Raw genomic sequence first — 21397 nt, 5'->3', positions numbered from 1 at the left:
TACTCCGAATTTTACCCCTAATTAAATATTTATAACGTTATTTTATCAAATCCTCTTGTCTAAATAAAAGACCTGGAAAATGATAAATACTTATAAATTCAAGAGTTTCTACTTAATCAGAATTGGTGTGTTTTATCTTCTATTGTAAAAGTATCATTTTTTACATTATAAATAAAAGTGACCTCATATCTTGAATCGTTACAATAATACAATTCACCTAAATTTTCAATTCTAATCACTTCCCCTTGGCTATTTTCTATAGTCACCATAATATCATAAATAATGATGCCTTTATCTAAAACTTCAGGATTAAAATCTACAAGTTCAAACTTAATCTTAATCTCATCACCATCCAACATAGCTGATTCATGCACCTGGTAATCTGGAGTAGAAGAATAATTATATGTATTCACTTCTTCGCCATCCAATAAAAAGGTAAGTTTTGTATTTATATTGTCGCTTTCTGATGAAAGTTCGTAACATGGTGATCCATATCCTGAAGTTAGCACATTTCCTGTGTCAAATAATAATTTTAAACTAGAATCTTCTTCCACTTCTTCAATCTCTCCATCTCTAAAATAGTCTCCTTCATAAGCTAACTCTCCTGAAACTCCTGTTTCTTGAAATTCAACAATATTATTATTTATGAATACTACTTTCTGAACAAAAGTTAAACTCACTCCATCTGGAAATGTCATTGTCATAATATCTCCATCAAAACTGTAAGTTCCATCCTCGTCTTCAAAAGCATCTACATAAGGATTCCAATTCGTATAGGTTACAACTCCATTTGTACTAAATGTAAATGAGTTATTCCCTTCTGGATAAATATTTGGATCATCAAAATACCACTTACCTATTAATTTGGCATGTGTTTCGTTTTCTATAGTATTATCTTCAGTAGAGCATGATACTAATGATAAAATAGCTATTAATACTAAATAAATTTTCTTCATAATTATATTTTTGTTTGATTTGGTTAAAATGGTAAATCAGTGTCATCATCCTCGATAAAACTGACAGGTTCAAAGTAACTAGACTCATCCTCTAAGGCATTTTGAAGCTCTATACTCCAACCCTGAAATGAATTAAAGTAAATTGCCTTACCTTGAGAATTAATCCACTCTCGACCTCTTAAATTGATTTTAATTTTTACAGCTTGACCTACTGCGTAAGCTTTTAATAATTCACATTTATCTTGTGTAAACTCTATTAAAATTTGCTGAGGATACTTTTCCTCTGTAGTAATAACAACTTCTCGTTTCTTAAACCCATTATTACCTATAATTTGTAATTGTTTTAAAACTTTAATTTTTCCAATTATTTCCATTAGTTAAAATTTATTGAACTAATTATTTTATCAAGGTTTATTAAAAGTTTGGGATTATTATTAAATCTATACATTTCTGCAACTTCACTGAGCTTATCATATAAATGGATAAACTTTACTTCATTTTTTAATGAAATATGTTCTGTTATAGGCATACCTGGAAATTCTGAAGTAAGAATATTTATCATTTTTAAATAATTCTGATACCTTTTTTCCTCTTTTAACAACCACCAATCAATTTTACCTCTTGTATATAAACCATTATTCGATAAAGCTTTAAATTCAATTAATATATTTTTAAATTCCACGTTAATTAAAAAATTAGGCTATTAATACTAATCTGTAGCTTTTCATTTAAAAGTTAATCACTAAATTTTAATGGACTACACATTAATACAAGTAAACACAACTAAAAAAAATCCTAATTTTTCCATACTCTTATATAATAGATTGGAAAAAATAGGATTTTTATAAGCATCCATCATCAGCAAAACTCACATAGTCGTTTTTTACCAAAACAATATGGTCTAACAAGTCTATATCTAAATACTTCCCTGCTGTTTTTAACTTTTGTGTTAAAACTTTATCTGCTTCACTAAGCTTTAAATTCCCACTAGGGTGATTATGTGCTATAATAATACTTGAAGCATTACACCTGAGTGCTACACTAAAAACCAATTTTGCATCAACTACAGTTGAAGACACGCCTCCTTTTGATAATGGATAGACCCCTAATATTTGATTAGACCGGTTTAGCATCAATATTTTGAACTCTTCTTGTAATTCTATAGTATCATCACTCCAACACGCTCTAAGCACGTTAAATGAGTCTTGACTATTCTTAATTTTAAGCTTCTCACTTTTAGAATTTGAGTAAGAAACATGTATTTCTGAAATATTCATACATTTTTTTATTTTCCTAGGAAAATTTTTAGTCCAACTATTGAATTTCTAAAAAATTTTTTATAACTTTGTCAAAGAAAGTTTCTTTCAGACGCTGTCTTAGAAATCTTTAACAAACTTATTATAATAGAGAGAGGGATAATGTAAAGTTTCTTTCTTTTGGTACTTTTCTTTCTTTAGCACAATTCAAACTGGTTTCCCGTTAATAATCTATTTAATTCATCCAGGTACCAGTAATATTATTCACTTACCTGGAAATAATAAAAAGCCTAACCTATAGACATTGATAGATTAGACTCCTTAATTATATAGTTTACATAGCAGGCTCTAGAATACCATTCTTAGAGAAGACATCCGAATTAGCTATAACATTTAATTCTTCTCCAGGTCTTTCTTTAACCTCTGGAATCTCTTCGGTTACATAAACCCAAGTATGCGATAAAACTATTTCTTCGCCTGTTTCCTTAATAACATAATTAAAAGGCTCACAGTCCTCTTTAATAATTTTACCAGGCATTTCTGTTCCTATTAAGGCTGAACATGTCTGTTCATCAAATGTTGAAGGAATAAAAGCTCTCTTTGCAGTTGCATAGAATTTTCCTGTGGTCTTGCTTATAACCATTTCTATGCCTCCTTGCAGCTCCAGAACAAAGAATGATGTACCATCCTCTTTCTGTCTTTCTTTGTAATTAATAATTCTAACCATTTATTTATTTTTGAGTTGAAATACACCACTGAACAATTTATCACGTACCTGGAAAGAAATAAAAATCAGCTATCACCTTGACTATTATATTCCTGTGCGTAAATTTTAAATTATATACATTGTGGAGGGGGAGTTTCTCTTCCCAAAAATGGGTGGGGGTCTCCGAGTAAGGAGGTTTACACTCTCATTTAGCTAATCCCGAAAAAAATTGAAAAAAAAATTAGTTAAAAAGATTTTCACAATTAATTTATTTACATTTATTTCTTAATAGTCAAAATACTACATGTAGATGAATTTTATTACACATTCTTTTAGACATGCTGAAATTATATTAAACGAACCAGAATTCATAAATCAATTTGAAGAGTTAAAAACAATTATAGACGCCATCTCAGATGATGACATTATAAACAGACATCAAAGTTATGGGGCCCGTAGTTTAGATAAAACACCCAAAAGTATATCTAGAGCAATAAATGAGCTTTTGAAGGAAAGTTTTAGAGCTCATGGTTGGTTTAATGAATCATATATATTTCAAGATAACGAATACAGAGGTGATACTTGGAGGTTAGATTTTGCCAAGCAAGATTTATCTATAGAGGTTGCTTTTAATCATTCATCTGTTATCGCATGGAATCTTCTAAAACCTGTTTTGGCAAGTGAATTAAACCATGTTAATAAAGCTATACAAACCAAGATAGGGATTGTAATAACCGCCACCCAAGAGATGAAAGTCAGAGGAGGGTTTGATGGCGCAATTGGCACCTTTGAAAAGTTTTTAGACTATTTACCCCCGTTACAAAACTTCTTAACTGTTCCTGTGTTGATTATTGGTTTAACGCCTCCTGAGACCTTTAAAATAGAGCACAACCAAATAGCCCTGAGAAAGAAAATAGGACAAGTTGTAATGTATTAATACAATAATTTTAATGAGCAATTTCCATAGTGATTTACTTAAAGAACAGTTATTAGCAAAATATCTTGATGGAATTTATAAAAAAATTAACCTAAACCTTTCAAGAGTAAGTGATTTAAAATCTCAACATCAAGGCATTGACCTAATTTATAAAGATAATTACCTAATAGATGAAAAAGCACAACTAAATTATATAAATTCTAATCTACCTACATTTGCATTTGAATTGTCATATCTAAAAGGAGGAATAGAAAAAAAAGGATGGTTATTTGATAAATCAAAAGTTACCACCCATTACTTTTTAATTACAGGCATAAAAGCTAGAAATGAGAAAGATTTGTCCAAAGGGTTTACGGGATGTAAAATCACAAGTGTTGATAGAAAAAAATTAATTGAGCATCTTGAAATAATAGGCTTAACTCAAAATAATATAGCTAATTATGTAACTAACATTCGTAATAACCCTAAATCAGGCAAAACAACTATAAGAGAACTGAACCCTAATAATGAAGGATATATTTATTATACCTCATCTTTAGCTGAAAAACCAATCAACTTAGTTTTTAAATTAGATTATTTGATAAAAAATAATATTGCTAAAAGAATATATCCTATTTGACTTCATCATACAAAACCTCTCCTATTCTATGTATAACCCCCACAACCAATGCATTGCCCATAAAAAACGCTCTCTTAGTATCAGATATTTTCTCCAACAGGGTATGATTATCTGGGAACATATTTAGCCTCTCTAATTCTATAGGTGTAAGCCTCCTGTAGCCTTTGTTAGTTTTAATTACATGTTTAAACCTTGATGGAGACTTACCTCCTTCACCTGTAATAATAGTGCGTGATGAATTATTGAGGTTATCAGGAAAAATCATTGCTCCTTCGCTATAATTATATTTAAATCCATCCTTAGTTTCTCTAATTTCCTTTTTCGCACCTTTTAAGTAACTCCATTTAGGCAAGTCTTCTTCCGAAATATAAAACTCCTTTGGCACATCAGTCTCCTCAATCAAAACATCTTTTAATGTTGTGAACGCCCCTCCATAAACAGCCTTTGTTTTCATTGATAGTATTGAGTCTCCATTGTAAACACCGTTTATTTCAAAAGGAGATGTTTTTCCTTTTTTATTAAAGTTTATAGAAATATTTTCAACAGAATCTAATAGAGAAAACTCTATTTTGTTTTTTTCATATGAAACAGGAAAACTTTTAGCTAAAACCCCATCTTTCAACACCCAATCTTCTAAATCCGATTTTAGTAATTTTTTTGCTAATTCTGATGTCTTATGATAAGCCAAAATAAACACTCTTCTTCTTCTTTGTGGCATTCCATAATCCGCTGCATTTATTACTTTCCATTCCACAACATATCCAAGGGTAGATAAACTTTTTAACATTATAGCAAAATCTCTTCCTCTTTGGCTTGAGGGAGATTTTAATAATCTATCTACGTTTTCAAGAAATAGATACTTTGGCTTATTCTTTTTTTCGTTAAGTATACGATAAATTTCCCACCATAAAACTCCTTTCTTACCTTTTAGTCCTTTACTATTTTTCAAAGTAGTCGCTACAGAATAATCTTGACACGGGAAACCACCTACGAGTAAATCATGATCTGGTATATCATTCACATTTACTTTTGAAATATCAATATTAGAATGATTTTCACTACCAAACCTTTTTTCATAAACTAATGATGCATGCTGAGTCTTTGTGGAAGGCTCCCATTGGTTACTCCAAATTATCTCAAATTTATTATTTTCATCGTTAATTTTTTCCAGACCTAATCTAAAACCACCCACTCCTGCAAAAAGCTCAATTACTTTGATTTTTTTTTCTTTCATATCTCAAATTTCGGTTACAAAAATAGATTATTTACTTTACAAAATAGAATTATTTAATAGGAAGACCTACATTCCAAATAATGTAGATCTTACCTAAATTTCAACTCAAAAACCAAGAATAGTTAGAATCACCATTCAGGGTATTTTTAAGTCCATTTGTAAATTCAAAGACGTTTACATTTCTTGATAGAAAAGAATCAATATAAGAGCTCTTATTAGCTCCTGTAAAGAGATTATAAACATTCCAAAGATTTATATTTCCATCATCATTTCTACAAAAGCTATCATCTAAATAATAATCCTTAGCTACAGTAGAAATTTGACCATCATTTAATAATAATTCTGGAATTAGAGATTTATCCTGTTTTGGTAAATAATTATATAACCTTGCTCTACCTATAAGTTGAGCAAACTGCTTTTCTGTTAAACTTTGTTCTGACAATTCCTGCATTTCTAACAAATGATTTTCAGCGTTGTAATTCTGAATCAAATCCAAAATTTTCGTGTTTAACTCTGAATAGTTTCCAACTCGCATTTCTTCTTGAAAACCATCAGTGGATATACATAAATTACAACACACCATGTTTTGAAACCCTATAAAAAACTTAAATTTCTCATACGTTTTTCTATTGTATAGATTCTCTTGATTATAGGCTCTTACTCCTCCAATAGTTAGAGCAACTTTATTTCCATTTATAGTTTCTGTTATTGAAGGCACTCTAATAATAAATGCCATTCTCTCAAAATACTGAGTTCTTTCATGGTCTAACAAATCTTTGGCTGATTTGTGTATTGCTGAAGGCACTCTACCCTTAATCTGATGACTCACTCTAATTTCAGGTGCTTCTATGGTATGATGTGAAAACACTTTACCAACACAATTTTGAGCTATTTCTATAAACTCTTGATGTGCTAGAGTCTTTTCGTTATCCTTGCTGAACACAGGTATAATACAGTCATTTTTTAAATTAGAAAGGCTAACCTCTTTAGTGTTAGCCTCTATAAATGCATTAACCTTATAATCCTTTATTCTTCCAGGTACGGGTAAACTTATAACATCTTGACTTGTACCTAGAAAGGAATTAATACTACCATTGTTTGATTTACTAAGCTCGGTTACTGATACTATTTCCATTTTGACTAAAATTTTGTGGGTTAATTAATTTTTCTAATTGATCTTTTTTAGCTTGATACAGAGACTTTAATGGCAACTGAAAACTAGGGTACTCCTTATACAATTCCATTAATTGACTAACAGACAAACACTCTTCTATTTTCCGTTTTACATCTTCCTCTTTTATTGGAGAAGAACACCATTCTAAGATGCGTTTTCCTGTAGAAGTATTTATCATAAATTCTGGTTTACCTGAAAACAAGTTAGTCCTGTCTTTACTTGCTATTGCAAAGTGTTTAATATCTATATCAAATACAATTGTAAACTCATAAGACACATCATCTCTCTGCACAGCCTTTAGCCCTACTTTTTCAGGCACGTATTTCCCATCCTTCTGTTGCAAAACATAATCTTGTTTAGTTCTCATTGTCGCTATAACATGAGCTTTACTTTGTAAGATCTTATCAATAAATGCCTTTTGCCGAGGAGTCACCTTATTCCAGTTGGTAAATGAATTACCTGGAAGTTTTGAATGATAATCTAGTAACTCATCCCACACATGTGAAATGGAATCTAAGATAATACACTCCATTCCTGCCTTTTCACAAACTTCTATTGCCTCAATGAACTTTTCTGGCGTATAAGGTGGTTTTAATGTCAACACATTATAGTTACCCAAATGAGCATAAAGGTCTGCTGAACCATTTTCCGTATCCACCACAGCAACTTTATCTAGTTGGTCATTAGTTAGTCCTTTGGCAAGCAAAAGAGAGCTTAAACTTTTCCCAGAGCCTGATGAACCCTGTAAAGCCATTTTAATTTTGGCTTGTTTTCTTTCTGATTTCCTTAATTGCATAATCTTATGATTTTGAAGGTTAATATTTAAATGAATTGATTTTAAGATGAAAATGAATAGTTTCATCTATAAATTAAAAAAGACCCACATTACATGTGAGTCTCTTATATTAAAAAGCCATAGACAAGCTTCTTTATTTTATTTAAAAATTCGAGTTATAACGTTTCTTCTGACAATGGTAGATATAATAGATTAGGAAGGTTATCCATATCAGATTTTATAATATTATAATAAGAAACCTTTTTACCCATTTGGGTTGTTTGATTTAGTTTTGAATCATACCATACAGATATTGTCAATTTATAAAATGTATTCATAAGTGTTTTATTTTGTATGGCCTTTGTAATAGTATTTTTAAATTGAAAAGTATCTTTACCTAGAATAAACTCCTTATTTATTAAGTATTCTAAATCTTTTTTAAAATCCAGGTCTTTAAAAAGTTGTTTAAACTCCTCACTGGGATCACTTGGAAGCTTCTTAGATTTCTCTTTATATAAAATAACATCATTTTCTAAAACGGTTTTAAATCTGTTCCATTTTTTAAACACTTCATAGCATCTTATGTTCCTAATTTTCAAACTATCTTCAACACGCTCTAATACATTGCTATGGTAAATGCATGATCTTAAATATAATTGAAACATCTCTTTTTTAGCACCAGCAAGATTAGTATTTTCAACACTGAGAAAAACTTCAACCAAAGTCATTAGAAAAACTTTATTCCTATCAACAAGTTTAGCTCTTCTATTATCGATATAGATGTCAAAATCATTTAAAAACAATTCAACAAATTGTAACTTTTCAAAACCCGAAAAACTATTAAAAAGTGCAAAGTTTTTATCCAGTTTATTTATAACTTGTATTTCATTTCTAACCCAATCCCTTACTTCCTGGAACAGATTAACTTTTTCAAAATTTATCGTTTTTACGGCATCTATATCTACTAATTTGCAATTTAAAAACTGATTAGTAATACTTGCCCATAAGACATAAACTGATAAACTTCCTCCAAAAAAATCATTATTTAAATAACTTTCTCCTTGATTTAATTTAAAAATTTCTTCGGTAGGGTATAACAACCTATTTAAACCTGTCCTATTACATTTAATAATATTTTCTCTAGCTATTTTAGTGTTTAATAACAGTTTTGCATAAACGTTGTCTAGAATTTTATTTTGAGCGTTTATATCGCTGTATGAAACTTCTTTTGGATATTTCTTTTGATATAACTTAAAACATTCTAATATTTTCTCTATTTCGATATCCTTATGAGGTAAACTTTTTTCCGAAATAGTATCTGGAGAAGATAAAAACACATGAATATTTCCCTTTTTACGTTGCCTTGCTAAGGCTTGAATAATAATATTTGAACCATTAGTAAACACACCCTTATTATTAAAATAATCCAGGTCTAAATCCATAGGAAGCAAAATAATAAAAGTATGCCCCTCCTCTTCAATATTTATTCCAGTACTAAAATTAGTTCCGATATTAATAGTGCTTTTACCATCTTTAAATTTTTTATTCGCCTTTTCATCAAAAACATTAGAATAACAACGATTAATCCTATGCTTATAGCCTTCCAAAATCTTTCCTAAAGTATCTACATTTGATGGTGCTTTATTAGCGCTAATTATACTCTCAGCCAATGACCTGGAATAAACCAAAATATCGAAAGGTTTATTATTTTTTAATAGTTGCCTAACTAAATAAACTAACTTTTTTTCTCTATCAATTTTTCTTGTAGAATAAAAGTTTAAATATAAATTACTTTGCTTTTTTGGTACTGCTAACCTCTCAGAATCAATTATATTAATATTTCTATCAGTAAACTCAGAAACATATTTTATAACTTCTTTTGAAGCTTCATTAAAAGTTGCACTGATTATATATGCTTTATGAATTAACCCATAATAATGCCATAAGTTAATTATAAAATTCTCTTTGAAATTATGAATACTATCATGAACTTCATCAAACAACCAAACTATTTTCTTACCTGATTTGGAAACATGGGTTTTTAACAAGTCAAAATATTCATTCCTTATTCTAGAAATAAAAATATTCCCATCACCTGGATTTCCAAGTAATGCATTAACTGTCATAACATGGACACTATATCGATTTATTTTTGAAGAAAGAGGCAACATCTCCTCGTCACTCGTATATCCCCAATTCCTGTTTTCATTAGAAGAATCAACTTCACTGTACTTGATTAAATTGAAAATTTCTTCTTTGTTTACATACTGACTACATTCTTCCACATATTGCTCAACTAAACTATTGTATGGCACAGCAATCATTACGATATAATCACTTTTAGCACAAAACTTTGATACCATTTTCAAAATAGCTCTTGTCTTTCCTTGCCCTACACCTGCATTAATTATAGTAGTATCCTTTTTTTCTAGGTCTTTTTCAAGAACTGGCAATAACCCCTCACTAATATAACCCTCCTCGTTTGGTTTTAATGTAACATTATGATTTGCTTCATAGTATTTACAATCAAAATCCTCTGGCTTTATTTTTTTATATTCAATAGGTATTCCTTCAATAGGTAAGTTTTTCTCTTTCATGGATAAAAATAACTGCGCTATAAATTTATTACAACACAGTTAATTTTTTCATTTTTTTACAAGTTTATTGTTAAGCTTCATAATTTCCTCACTTATTTGTTTTTGCACAATTTCACCATAGTGCTCCTGAGTAGTCTGCATTTTAGAATGACCTAACAATTTTGACACTACTTCCATTGGAACATTATTTAATAATAAAACCGTACTTGCAAAAGTTTTTCTTGCAACATGATGAGTTAAATTAATTTTTATACCAATTATATCTGCAATTTCTTTTAAATAAGCATTAAATTTTGGATTGGAAATCCTCGGAAAAACGTATTCCGTTTTACTTTGGGAGTACTTATCTACAATTATTTTTGCTTTCGGCAATAATGGCACACTATAACTCCTAGAGGTTTTAGACCTGTGTATTTTTATCCAAAGTTTAGCATCAAACCCAATTACAATATCCTTTTTTCTAAGAGTGCTCATCTCTTTAAAGGCTAAACCTGAGTAACAGCAAAAAACAAACATATCTTTTATTTGTTGAACTCTTTGAATTTTAAAAGTATGATTTTCTAATTTTATAAGTTCACTTTGAGACAGAAATACAACTTCCTTTTTCACTCTTTTTGCTCTATAAAGTAGAAATGGATCTTTACTTAAATATTCTTCAGCAATAGCAAATTTCACACATCGTCTAAATCGTTGTATTACCTTATTTAAGGTTATTTGCGCAAAGTTCTTTTCTGTTTTAAGATAGTACTCATATTGGTCTATAAAACTGGATTTAATAGACGTTATTTTAACATCCTTAGTTTTATACTTCCATTTAACAAAACTCTGGAGATGTTTTCCGTAGGCCACATATTTTTTGTAAGTATCCTGATTTAACTCCTTACCTATTAATTTTTCCAGGTACTTTAAAAACAAATCATAGACCTCACATAAGCCAACTTCAACTTTTATATTTTCCCCTCTGTACTGTCTATGTATCTCTTCTACCCCAAAATTAACTTGATTAACCTGGAGCAATAAAAAAGCCTGATTCACTTTTGTAATGATCAGGCTCAACTGCGTATTTATAAAATTATGTTGTTCTTCTTCTGGTTTTACTATTTGCTTTTTACTATCCCAATTTTCTGGGGTAATATGATATCCTGTTGTAAACTCCTTTCGACTTTTTTTATATGTAATTCTACAGTAAATAGGAGATGTTTTATCCTTCCTCTGCCTACTTTTATAGATAACAAATAAAATAGTCACCCTATTTATTTGCATAATTAGTAGTTTTAATAGTTAATAAAAATCGTAACTTATTTATTTACAGAAAGATAGAATACCCCCTTTTCAAAAAATGTATATCCCCGAATTTTACCCCTTTTTGTTGTTTTCAGCACTAATTTATTTAATAAATCACTCCCCAAAACAAAAAAGCATCCCAATTTTCAATAAAGAAAAAAGGAAAGCTTTCCATTGGTTTAGTGCCCAACTTGATTGGGTACCTCTACCTTCAGTAAACACAAGGCTTACTGAACAACACAACTTCTTTTTATTGCCAAAAAAAGCCTTAACAAGTATTAAGGCTTTTTAGCAATATTTGCGGTCTGGACGGGACTCGAACCCGCGACCTTCGCCGTGACAGGGCGACATTCTAACCAACTGAACTACCAGACCGTTGCGCTATTGCGGATGCAAATATACACGCCTTTTTTTATTTGTCAAATGTTTTTTAAACTTTTTTTAAAAAAATTTTATCCGAATTTTTGCCTTTCAATCATGTAGGCACTTAAAACAGCGTTAAAGCCCTTATTTATATTGGCTTCAACGTATTTTATTTTGTATTGTGCACACTTCAATTTTAATGCTGTAAAATAATTTTCTACTGCTGCATGATAACTTTCGCGAATATTATCGGCATATAAATTAACGTGATCTCCTGTTTCAACATCAATAAATTTTTTCGGTTTATTATCGAAATCGAATGTTAACTCTTTATCTCCGTCAAAAACATGAAATAATACCACTTCGTGCTTATTATATTTTAAATGCCTTAAAGCTTCAAACAATTTAGCTTCATCTTCACTTGTTTGAAACATATCTGTAAACAAGAAAATTAAAGAACGTCTGTGAATTTTTTCTGCAATTTCATGCAAATACTTATAAGTTTCGGTTGTTTTACTAACCGATTTATTAACTACAGCTCCACTTAAATGATTTAACAACATTTGATGATGCCGCTCACTACCCTTTTCAGGAGCGTAGTAATCATAATTATCACTATAAATACTTAAGCCAACAGCATCGCGTTGTTTTTTTAAAATTTGCATTAATGCCGCCGCTGATAATACCGAAAACCCTACTTTATTAAGCGTATCTAATTGCTGAACCTCAACATTTGGATAATGCATCGAGCTACTATTATCTAAAATAATATGGCAGCGCAAGTTAGTTTCATCGTCGTAACGCTTGGTATACAGCTTATCGGTTTTTGCGAATAACTTCCAATCAATATGGCGCGTACTTTCACCTTGATTATAGATTTTATGCTCAGCAAATTCCGCCGAAAAACCATGAAACGGACTTTTATGCATACCGGCAATAAAACCCTCGACTACTTGTTTGGCAAGTAGCTCCAAATTTTTAAAACCTTCTGCTTTATTAAGTTCGTTTTGTAAATTCATCTAGAAGCCCCTCCTAACCTCCCCAAACGGGGAGGAAATACTCATGGGGTAAAACATATAAGTTAAATTGTAATCAATTTAATTAAAACTAAACTTTCCTTTTTACACGGAAAGAATAAGATTTCCCCCGTCTGGGGGCTAGGGGGCTTATATCACCCCGTCAACAATACCGTAAGCCAACGATTCCTCTGCTCCCATCCAATGGTCGCGATTAAAATCTTTCATTACCTTATCGTAATCTTGCCCACAATTATTTGCTAAAATTTTTGCACTTAATTCCTTTGTTTTTATAATTTCTTGTGCTGTAATTTCAATATCACTCGCTTGCCCACGTGCACCACCACTAGGTTGGTGAATCATTACACGTGCGTGTTGTTGTATAAAACGTTTTCCTTTAGTTCCAACCGATAATAAAATCGACCCCATCGATGCTGCTAAACCTGTACAAACCGTAGAAACATCGCTGTTTAAAGATTTTATACAATCGTACATAGCAAAGCCTGAAGTTACATAACCACCAGGACTATTAATATATAAAGTAATGTCTTTTGTTTCTAGAGCATCTAAATACATTAATCTATCAATTACATGTTTTGCCGATTTATCATCTACTTGACCCCACAAAAACACTTTTCTGTCTTCTAACAATTTGCTATCTATAGCATCTTGTACTTTTATTGGTTTACTCATCTTATTTTTTTAATTTTTACTAAAATAAAAAAGGTTTACCATAACAGTAAACCTTTTTCAAATTTCTTTTTCGTCTATTTATTATAATAACGAATCAATAGCTTCGGTATATGCATTTTTTGGAGCTACACCAACTTGTCTACCAACAACCTCACCGTTTTGAAAAACTAAAACTGTAGGTATGTTACGCACACCGTATTTTGCAGCAAATTCTTGGTTAGCATCTACATCTACTTTACCAACAACGGCCTTACCTTCGTATTCTCCGCTAATTTCTTCAATAATTGGCCCAACCATTCTACATGGTCCACACCAAGCAGCCCAAAAGTCTACTAAAACAGGTTTATCACTTTTTAAAACTGTATCTTCAAACGTTGCATCTGTTATTTCTAATGCCATAATATATATTTTTAAATGTTTTTAATCTTTTTAACATCACAAAATTAGTCAATTTTTTCTCTAAAGCTTACAAACTAACTATTTGTTTTGTTTATAACTTAATTGTTTAGAGCTATTTTTATAAAAATTTTGGCGCATAAACCAGGCTTTTCGCTATATCTTTTTTACAGCCTTAGAATTATAACAATTTTAGGTAAATGCAAAATACACCTTTCTGCAAACTACTTTTAAGGTTTAAAATTGTAAAAAAGGATGCCGCTGCAATCCTTTGCGCAACTTATTAATTAAGTTTAAACTTTACATCCATAGTTTGTAACTCATCTAGCAATTCTTGGCTTACTTTTACTTTTTGCCTTCTACTAGGCATAGAAAGTTTTATTTTTTCTTTAGTATCGTAAACCAAAAATGTTAGCGACTGATTTCCTGGGTGTAAATGAAACAGTTCTTTTAAAGCTGTTATTTTTTGTTCTTTTAGGTCGTTAATGTCTAATTGTAACGATAGTTTTTTTGCATACTGCTCCATAACATCTTGTAGCAACTGAAAACTATTAAACTGTATGCGTGGATCGCTTTTTTTACCAGTATCCTTGTTTGTCCAACCTTCGCGAACAAAAGACTTTACAAACACAAAATTATTAATCATTAAAAAATGCCTAAATTTTAAATAATCTTCACCAAAAATTCTGAATTCAAAACTATCGGTATAATCTTCAATAGTAAACATACCCCAGCCTTTACCTTGTTTACTAACGCGGTGTTGCACATCGGTAACCACACCACCAAAAACGAGTTCGCGGTTTACGTATGGCTCTAGATTATTAAACATACCTACTGTGGCATTGCAAAAGGTTTTCATTTCGGTTTTAAAATCATCCAACGGATGACCAGAAATATAAATACCAACCACTTCGCGCTCTTTCGATAGCTTTTCCATAGTTCCCCAATCTTCGCATGGTGGAATGGTTGGTTCGGCAATTTGTACCTCACTAGCTTCTCCAAACAAGCTTACTTGGGCAGAGTTTTCGTTTTCCTTATGTTTTTGAGCGTACTTAATAACCATTTCTAAAAAGGTTAAATCGCCTTCTTTATGAAAATATTGAGCTCTATGCGTATCGGTAAAACAATCGAAACCGCCAGCATAGGCTAAATTTTCAAAAGCTTTTTTATTTGCAGCTCGTAAATCGATACGTTTTGCTAAATCAAATATAGATTTGTACGCTCCGTCTTCTTTTCGGTTATCAACAATTGTCATAACCGCACCATGGCCAACTCCTTTTATGGCCCCCATACCAAAACGAACCGCTCCATCGTTATTTACCGAGAATTTGTAATAACTTTCATTAACACTTGGCCCAAGTACTTCCAACTTCATACGCTTACATTCCTCCATAAAGAAGGTGATGGTTTTGATATCGTTCATGTTGTTAGATAGCACTGCGGCCATATATTCTGCTGGGTAATGTGCTTTTAAATACGCCGTTTGGTAGGCTATCCATGCATAACATGTGGAGTGCGATTTATTGAAGGCATAACTAGCAAAGGCTTCCCAGTCTTTCCAGACTTTTTCAAGAATTTTTGCGTCATGACCATTAGCTTTTGCTTGCTCAATAAACTTAGGTTTCATTTTATCGAGTACCACAATTTGTTTTTTACCCATGGCTTTACGCAAAATATCTGCTTCACCTTTGGTAAAATCGGCTAATTTTTGCGAGAGTAACATTACCTGCTCTTGGTAAACTGTAATACCATAAGTCTCCTTTAAGTATTCTTCCATGGCTGGTAAATCGTACTCAATTTCTTCATCGCCATGCTTACGCCTAACAAAACTTGGAATATATTCCATTGGACCTGGACGATACAAGGCGTTCATAGCAATTAAATCTTCAAACACCGTAGGTTTTAAATCTCTAAGGTGTTTTTGCATGCCAGGAGATTCGTACTGGAACACCCCAACGGTTTCTCCTCGCTGGAACAACTCGTATGTTTTTTCATCATCTAAAGGAAAACTTTCTGGATCGAGTTGTACGTTATGTCGTGCTTTTACAATCTTTACAGTATCCTTAATCAAGGTTAATGTTTTTAACCCTAAAAAGTCCATTTTAAGTAAACCTGCAGATTCTACTACGGAGTTATCAAACTGAGTAACATATAAATCAGAATCTTTTGCCACCGAAACTGGAACGAATTTAGTAATATCGTCGGGTGTAATAATTACACCACAGGCATGAATACCTGTATTTCGCACAGAACCTTCAAGCATTCTGGCCGTATTTACCGTTTTAGCTTCGAGATCTGCACCTTCAGATATGTTTAAAAGTTCGTTTACTTTTTCAAGTTCTTCAGCTCTAAATTTGCCAGCCAAAGCTTTTTCATCTAAACCAAAAATCTTATTTAGTTTAGACATATTAGGTATTAACTTAGCAATCCTATCGGCATCAAACAATGGTAAATCGAGCACGCGAGCAGTGTCTCGAATACTAGACTTTGCTGCCATAGTACCATAAGTAATAATTTGCGCTACTTGGTTGGCACCGTATTTTTCGATTACATAGTCCATAACACGACTTCGGCCTTCATCATCAAAATCAATATCGATATCGGGCATACTAATACGATCTGGATTTAAGAAACGCTCAAAAAGCAAATCGTACTTCATAGGGTCTATGTTGGTAATCCATAAACAATAGGCTGCTACCGAACCTGCTGCCGAACCACGCCCCGGACCTACAGACACATCCATTTTTCGAGCTTCACGAATAAAATCTTCAACAATTAAGAAATATCCTGGATAACCCGTATTTTCAATTACACTTAACTCGAAATCTAGTCGTTCGGTTACCTCTTCTGTAAGTGGTTCTCCATAGCGTTTTTTAGCTCCTTCGTAAACTAAATGTTTTAAATAAGCATTTTCACCACGTTTACCGCCATCAATTAAATCTTCTTCATGTTTAAACTGATCGGGAATATCGAAAGCAGGTAAAAGTACATCACGAGCTAACTGAAAGGCTTCAATTTTATTTAAAATTTCTTCGGTATTTGCAATGGCATCTGGTAAATCTTTAAAAAGCGCCTTCATCTCATCGGAAGACTTGAAATAATATTCCTGATTTGGCAAACCGTAACGATACCCACGACCACGACCAATTGGTGTGGCTTGTTTTTCGCCATCTTTTACACACAACAAAATATCATGCGCATTGGCATCGGTTTGTTTTTGGTAATAGGTATTATTTGTTGCAACTAGCTTTACATTGTGTTTTCTAGCCAGATTAACCAAAGTTGTGTTTACTCGATTTTCGTCTTCTTGATTATGGCGCATCAATTCAACATACAAATCATCGCCAAATTCTTCTTTCCACCACAATAAAGCTTCTTCTGCTTGATTCTCACCAATGTTCAATACTTTACTTGGCACTTCTCCGTAAAGATTACCTGTTAGAACAATAATGTCTTCTTTATATTGCTGTATTAATTTTTTATCGATACGTGGCACATAATAGAACCCATTTACAAAGGCATGCGATGATAACTTTGCTAAATTGTGGTACCCATTTTTATTTTTTGCAATTAATACAATTTGGTAACCGTTGTCTTTACGCGACTTATCTAAATGGTTTTCGCATACAAAAAACTCGCAACCAATAATGGGCTTGATAAGTTTTTTATCTGTGGTTTCTCCATTTTCTTCTGCTGCTTCAATTGCGGCTTTTATACCTTTATTTTGATTATTTACAGCATTTATAAAATGAAAAGCACCCATCATGTTTCCATGATCTGTTAATGCTACTGCCGGCATATTATGTGATGCTGCGGCCGAAACCAAATCTGGAATGCTCATGGTTGATTGTAACACCGAGAATTGCGAATGGTTGTGTAGATGTACAAAATCGACTTCCTTTAATTCGGAAATATTTTGTTTTATTTCTTCAGAGGAAATTTGAGATCCTTCAGTTTTTTGAAGCTTAGCTCTTATTTTAGCACTTTCACTTTTAAGATTAATGTGCTTTAAACCGATAAGTTGAATTTCTTGCGGATTGGCTTCCTTGAAATTTTTAAAATAATCGGGTTCTACGTCCAGTTGTTCTTTGGTGTATTCTTCAAGACGAATAAGCTCTAAAAAACAACGTGTTGTTGCCTCAACATCGGCAGTTGCGTTATGTGCTTCTGCAAAAGGCTCATTAAATAAAAACTCGTGTAACTCGGTTAATGTTGGTAATTTAAATTTACCGCCACGGCCACCTGGTATTTTACAAAGTTGAGCAGTGTGCTCTGTACAAGTATCTAAAACCGGTAGTTCTTGTAATGGGTTTGTAACGTCTTCTCGCACAAATTCTGCTCCCATTATATTTAAATCGAACTTTACATTTTGCCCTACTACAAATTTTGTTTTGCTTAAGGCTATATTAAATTTTTCTAAAACCTCAGCAAGTGGCACACCTTGTTCTTCTGCTAATTCGGTAGAAATACCGTGAATTTTTTCGGCGTCGTAGGGTATATTAAACCCATCTGGTTGCACCAAATAATCATGACTTTCAATACAATTACCCATAGCATCGTGCAATTGCCATGCGATTTGTATACACCTAGGCCAGTTATCGACATCTGTTATTGGTGCATCCCAACGCTTTGGTAATCCGGTAGTTTCGGTATCGAAAATTAAGTACATTCCTTAAAATTTATAAATTGATTTGTAAAGCTGATGTTTGAAAAAACGAGTTTATAAAAATACGTAGAATTTCGGCTTTTTTTACAGCAAGTTGTTATGAGTTTTAAACAATAAAAAAACGCAACTCAATAAAATTGAGTTGCGTTTTAGCCTGCCTAAAGCAGTTGTATTTTGTTTTAATATTTTACTCCCAACTATTTTCGGCAGCATCGCCACCCCAAATTAAGGTTGCTAAATACGGGTTATCGATAAACGGATTACGGTTTCCTTGAGCGGCTTCAATTCTGTTATTTCGTTGAATTTCGAAACTAGAAACTGGATCTTCTTCATTCCAATCTAAAAACAAATCTTCATAGCCCACTTTATTAAACGACTCACCATAACGCACATTCAAATAAAGTATCATTCGAGCAACATCGCCTTTCCATTCGTCTCCAGGATACCAGGAAGACGCTGTAAGAAGCATGGCATTACCAACTCCATCTTGATAAGGGTAATTACTACGTTGCGAATTAACGTCGGCATCGCAAACTCTTAAATGGTGCAAGTCGGTTACGGCATCTTCTGAAGTTAATAAAGATTGCGGATAAATATGTTCTGTATTGAATGTTTGAGGACTATAAGGGTTATTCCCTGAGGTATACTCTTCCCAATACCTAGATTCTCCTGTGTACATTAAAATAACATTGTCGGTATTTGCAGCATCTTCATCAATACTATATAAATAATTGTGTCTTGCACCGTAAGACAAAACAGTGTGGTTTGATTCTGAAACTTCATGAAGCTCATTTAACAATGTTGTTCCAGTAGCAGAAAAATCGACTTCGGAATAATATGCTGCCAATTCACTTGGAATTTGAAATTCGATAACAGGATCATCGTCTGTACCAACATTATTGTCACTACCACTACATGCATTTAAAGACAACATTAAACCTAGCACAATGGTGTAAAAATATTTACTCATAACATAAAATTTTAATTAAGACAAAAAACCTCTTACAAAAGTAAGAGGTTTTTATTAATTTATAAAAAAGTGATTATTGGTTATTAACGACCCAAGCACCGCCTTCTTTTATCAAGAAGAAAGTTTCTACACCAGAAGCACCGTTATAAACAGCAAAACTTAGTGCGTATTTTTGACCTTCTTCTGCCGAAGGATTTAGTTCGTCTAATAATAAATTAAACGCTTTTAATAAAGCTTCGTCTGTCCAAGTTGTACCACCACCTTGTCTGTTGAAGTTTCCATATGAATCTAAATTACCAACAGCGTCTGGATATTCTGCAGCTAAAGCATCGCTAGCAGCTATAAAGCTATAGTCGGCCGTTGTTAAGGTATATGCGATGGTGTTATCTGGCTCCCACTCTGTATCTGAATTTACACCATATTGAGCTGTTACAGCAATTTCAGTTTCATAAGGTGCCCAAGAACCATTTGCATAAGTAAAAGCATCAGATCTAAATTGTACAGCACCAGCACTAGAAGAATAATACAAATACCCTACAAACATAGTTGCATCTTCTTCGGTAACGTAAGGGAATTTTAACCCTAAATAAGTTGGTATATAATCGTCTGACGATATACTTGAACTAAAGTTATTATAACTACCTGGTTGCCCACTAGCTTCACCCATAGCATCATAATCTTCGGCATCTACAATGTAAGTTGCATTTGTCGCAGACTCCCAAGCAGTACCGTTATAGGTTAAAAACATTCCTGATTCCTCATAAATAGTTTCTGTATCGATACCGAACGGTTTAATTAAAACTTCAGTAATTTCCCAAGTTGGTGTATCGCCAGCTTCGTAATCGTATTTAAACGCTAAGTGAATAGTTTCACCTGCATATGCAGATAAATCATACTCATTGTTTGCAACAGCATCCCAAGAGCTTCCTGTTGGAAGCGGAGCTAATGTTAAAGCTTCCCAAGTAGCAGCCGTATGATCGCCACCTGTGGTGTAATCTTTAGATACTAAAACTTCAGATAAAATATCTCCATCTAAATAATTTAAAATTTGAGTTACTGTTAATCCTGGATCTGTAACATCTGTTAAATCAATTTCAGCAGAGATTAACCAATCTTCGTTAGCATAATCTGTACCACCACTATATCCATTCATTGTAGCACCATAAGTTTGGTAATACCACTCTTGGTCTCCAGAAACATTTATTGCTTCATAAGTATTATAATCGGCTTCTACTCTTAAATCTGCCTCGTAATAACTGTCGGCATCAGCGACAGTATAAAAATTATAGGTTGCAAAAACTACATCACCTTCACTAGGACTTGTAAAAGAAGCTCCAACGGCAGCAGTAACAGTACTTAAAACAACTGCATCATCTTCGCCTTCTGGAAAACCAGTATAATCTGGATTACTGTAATCATCTCCATCTAACTCATAAGAGTTTGAAGGATATCCTCTATACCAATTGTAGGTTACATATGCTTGCGAACCCGCATCTAAATAAGGGTATTTGCTTGATAATAAAACTGGAATTAATGAGTTAGCTTGATCTGCAGAGTTAAAGCTAGAATAGTCTAGTTCTAATTCTTCATAATCTTCATCGGTCAAGGTATACTCAATACCTGTATCAACAATTTTGTTTTCAAGATTATCTTGATCTGCAAGTTCTTGATGAACGTCTTCTAAAGGATTACAACCTACAAAAACTGTGGCTGCAACTAAGCTGAATAAATAAACTATTTTTTTCATTTTCTTTT

The 21397-nt window shown here is 32.4% G+C and carries 18 protein-coding genes and 1 tRNA gene; 2 read left to right on the top strand and 17 right to left on the bottom strand.

Going from position 1 to position 21397, the window contains the following annotated elements; translation table 11 throughout:
• Positions 1-116: 116 nt before the first annotated feature.
• From LG651_RS04725 to LG651_RS04705, 5 genes are all read right to left on the bottom strand, one after another.
• Positions 117-956 (bottom strand): lipocalin family protein, encoded by an 840-nt coding sequence (locus LG651_RS04725; protein ID WP_226694992.1) that lies wholly within the window; start codon positions 954-956, stop codon positions 117-119.
• 23 nt (positions 957-979) lie between these two features.
• Positions 980-1330 (bottom strand): DUF3127 domain-containing protein, encoded by a 351-nt coding sequence (locus LG651_RS04720; RefSeq protein ID WP_226694991.1) that lies wholly within the window; start codon positions 1328-1330, stop codon positions 980-982.
• Entirely contained in the window at positions 1330-1638 is a 309-nt protein-coding gene (locus tag LG651_RS04715; protein WP_226694990.1) for a hypothetical protein, read from the bottom strand. Before LG651_RS04715 ends, LG651_RS04720 begins: the two co-directional genes overlap by 1 nt.
• 160 nt (positions 1639-1798) lie before the next feature.
• The gene (locus tag LG651_RS04710) at positions 1799-2233 is read right to left on the bottom strand and encodes a JAB domain-containing protein (RefSeq protein WP_226694989.1); all 435 of its coding nucleotides are present in this window, start codon (positions 2231-2233) and stop codon (positions 1799-1801) included.
• 313 nt (positions 2234-2546) lie between these two features.
• Positions 2547-2939, bottom strand: a complete 393-nt coding sequence (locus tag LG651_RS04705; protein ID WP_226694988.1) for a hypothetical protein — start codon at positions 2937-2939, stop codon at positions 2547-2549.
• Positions 2940-3228: 289 nt separating this feature from the next.
• On the opposite strand from LG651_RS04705, the gene LG651_RS04700 reads away from it, so the two are divergent.
• Positions 3229-3855 (top strand): BglII/BstYI family type II restriction endonuclease, encoded by a 627-nt coding sequence (locus tag LG651_RS04700; protein WP_226694987.1) that lies wholly within the window; start codon positions 3229-3231, stop codon positions 3853-3855.
• A 13-nt stretch (positions 3856-3868) separates the two neighbouring features.
• Positions 3869-4474 carry a hypothetical protein gene (locus tag LG651_RS04695; RefSeq protein WP_226694986.1) on the top strand — a complete coding sequence of 202 codons (606 nt, stop codon included), beginning with the start codon at positions 3869-3871 and terminating at the stop codon, positions 4472-4474.
• Here LG651_RS04695 and dcm read toward each other — a convergent pair.
• The 12 genes from dcm to LG651_RS04635 form a co-directional block, all read right to left on the bottom strand.
• Entirely contained in the window at positions 4467-5708 is a 1242-nt protein-coding gene (dcm, locus tag LG651_RS04690; RefSeq protein WP_226694985.1) for a DNA (cytosine-5-)-methyltransferase, read from the bottom strand. The genes LG651_RS04695 and dcm overlap by 8 nt on opposite strands.
• Positions 5709-5808: 100 nt before the next feature.
• The gene (locus tag LG651_RS04685; protein ID WP_226694984.1) at positions 5809-6843 is read right to left on the bottom strand and encodes a DUF3871 family protein; all 1035 of its coding nucleotides are present in this window, start codon (positions 6841-6843) and stop codon (positions 5809-5811) included.
• Complete coding sequence (locus LG651_RS04680) at positions 6815-7678, bottom strand: AAA family ATPase (RefSeq protein ID WP_226694983.1); 864 nt, start codon at positions 7676-7678, stop codon at positions 6815-6817. Before LG651_RS04680 ends, LG651_RS04685 begins: the two co-directional genes overlap by 29 nt.
• A 155-nt stretch (positions 7679-7833) precedes the next feature.
• A complete protein-coding gene (locus LG651_RS04675; RefSeq protein WP_226694982.1) occupies positions 7834-10254 on the bottom strand; it encodes a DEAD/DEAH box helicase family protein in 2421 nt (806 codons plus the stop codon).
• A 48-nt stretch (positions 10255-10302) separates the two neighbouring features.
• Positions 10303-11517 (bottom strand): site-specific integrase, encoded by a 1215-nt coding sequence (locus LG651_RS04670; protein ID WP_226694981.1) that lies wholly within the window; start codon positions 11515-11517, stop codon positions 10303-10305.
• A gap of 322 nt (positions 11518-11839) precedes the next feature.
• Positions 11840-11913 (bottom strand) — tRNA-Asp (locus LG651_RS04665).
• A gap of 77 nt (positions 11914-11990) precedes the next feature.
• Positions 11991-12920 carry a DUF58 domain-containing protein gene (locus LG651_RS04660; RefSeq protein WP_226694980.1) on the bottom strand — a complete coding sequence of 310 codons (930 nt, stop codon included), beginning with the start codon at positions 12918-12920 and terminating at the stop codon, positions 11991-11993.
• Positions 12921-13067: 147 nt separating this feature from the next.
• The gene (locus LG651_RS04655; protein ID WP_226694979.1) at positions 13068-13610 is read right to left on the bottom strand and encodes a ClpP family protease; all 543 of its coding nucleotides are present in this window, start codon (positions 13608-13610) and stop codon (positions 13068-13070) included.
• 81 nt (positions 13611-13691) lie between these two features.
• On the bottom strand, positions 13692-14009 hold the full coding sequence (gene trxA, locus LG651_RS04650) for a thioredoxin (RefSeq protein ID WP_044625275.1): 318 nt from the start codon (positions 14007-14009) through the stop codon (positions 13692-13694).
• Between the two features lie 280 nt (positions 14010-14289).
• Complete coding sequence (gene dnaE, locus LG651_RS04645; protein WP_226694978.1) at positions 14290-18675, bottom strand: DNA polymerase III subunit alpha; 4386 nt, start codon at positions 18673-18675, stop codon at positions 14290-14292.
• Between the two features lie 184 nt (positions 18676-18859).
• Positions 18860-19642, bottom strand: coding sequence for an endonuclease I family protein (locus LG651_RS04640; RefSeq protein WP_226694977.1), 783 nt, complete (start codon positions 19640-19642; stop codon positions 18860-18862).
• A gap of 73 nt (positions 19643-19715) precedes the next feature.
• Positions 19716-21389 (bottom strand): hypothetical protein, encoded by a 1674-nt coding sequence (locus tag LG651_RS04635; protein ID WP_226694976.1) that lies wholly within the window; start codon positions 21387-21389, stop codon positions 19716-19718.
• Positions 21390-21397: the final 8 nt, after the last annotated feature.

Source organism: Neotamlana sargassicola (assembly GCF_020523965.1).
Classification (GTDB): Bacteria; Bacteroidota; Bacteroidia; order Flavobacteriales; family Flavobacteriaceae; genus Neotamlana; species Neotamlana sargassicola.
The sequence above is the reverse complement of the archived record's forward strand: the minus strand, read 5'-3'. Positions and strand labels throughout refer to the sequence as shown.

Bases quoted from the DNA above. Each gene is read 5' to 3' on its own strand.
- LG651_RS04640 (WP_226694977.1), bottom strand. From the start codon at position 19,642: ATGAGTAAATATTTTTACACCATTGTGCTAGGTTTAATGTTGTCTTTA.
- trxA (WP_044625275.1), bottom strand. From the start codon at position 14,009: ATGGCATTAGAAATAACAGATGCAACGTTTGAAGATACAGTTTTAAAA.
- LG651_RS04680 (WP_226694983.1), bottom strand. From the start codon at position 7,678: ATGCAATTAAGGAAATCAGAAAGAAAACAAGCCAAAATTAAAATGGCT.
- LG651_RS04685 (WP_226694984.1), bottom strand. From the start codon at position 6,843: ATGGAAATAGTATCAGTAACCGAGCTTAGTAAATCAAACAATGGTAGT.
- dcm (WP_226694985.1), bottom strand. From the start codon at position 5,708: ATGAAAGAAAAAAAAATCAAAGTAATTGAGCTTTTTGCAGGAGTGGGT.
- LG651_RS04705 (WP_226694988.1), bottom strand. From the start codon at position 2,939: ATGGTTAGAATTATTAATTACAAAGAAAGACAGAAAGAGGATGGTACA.
- LG651_RS04720 (WP_226694991.1), bottom strand. From the start codon at position 1,330: ATGGAAATAATTGGAAAAATTAAAGTTTTAAAACAATTACAAATTATA.
- LG651_RS04695 (WP_226694986.1), top strand. From the start codon at position 3,869: ATGAGCAATTTCCATAGTGATTTACTTAAAGAACAGTTATTAGCAAAA.
- LG651_RS04725 (WP_226694992.1), bottom strand. From the start codon at position 956: ATGAAGAAAATTTATTTAGTATTAATAGCTATTTTATCATTAGTATCA.
- LG651_RS04670 (WP_226694981.1), bottom strand. From the start codon at position 11,517: ATGCAAATAAATAGGGTGACTATTTTATTTGTTATCTATAAAAGTAGG.
- LG651_RS04635 (WP_226694976.1), bottom strand. From the start codon at position 21,389: ATGAAAAAAATAGTTTATTTATTCAGCTTAGTTGCAGCCACAGTTTTT.
- LG651_RS04660 (WP_226694980.1), bottom strand. From the start codon at position 12,920: ATGAATTTACAAAACGAACTTAATAAAGCAGAAGGTTTTAAAAATTTG.
- dnaE (WP_226694978.1), bottom strand. From the start codon at position 18,675: ATGTACTTAATTTTCGATACCGAAACTACCGGATTACCAAAGCGTTGG.
- LG651_RS04675 (WP_226694982.1), bottom strand. From the start codon at position 10,254: ATGAAAGAGAAAAACTTACCTATTGAAGGAATACCTATTGAATATAAA.
- LG651_RS04655 (WP_226694979.1), bottom strand. From the start codon at position 13,610: ATGAGTAAACCAATAAAAGTACAAGATGCTATAGATAGCAAATTGTTA.
- LG651_RS04700 (WP_226694987.1), top strand. From the start codon at position 3,229: ATGAATTTTATTACACATTCTTTTAGACATGCTGAAATTATATTAAAC.
- LG651_RS04710 (WP_226694989.1), bottom strand. From the start codon at position 2,233: ATGAATATTTCAGAAATACATGTTTCTTACTCAAATTCTAAAAGTGAG.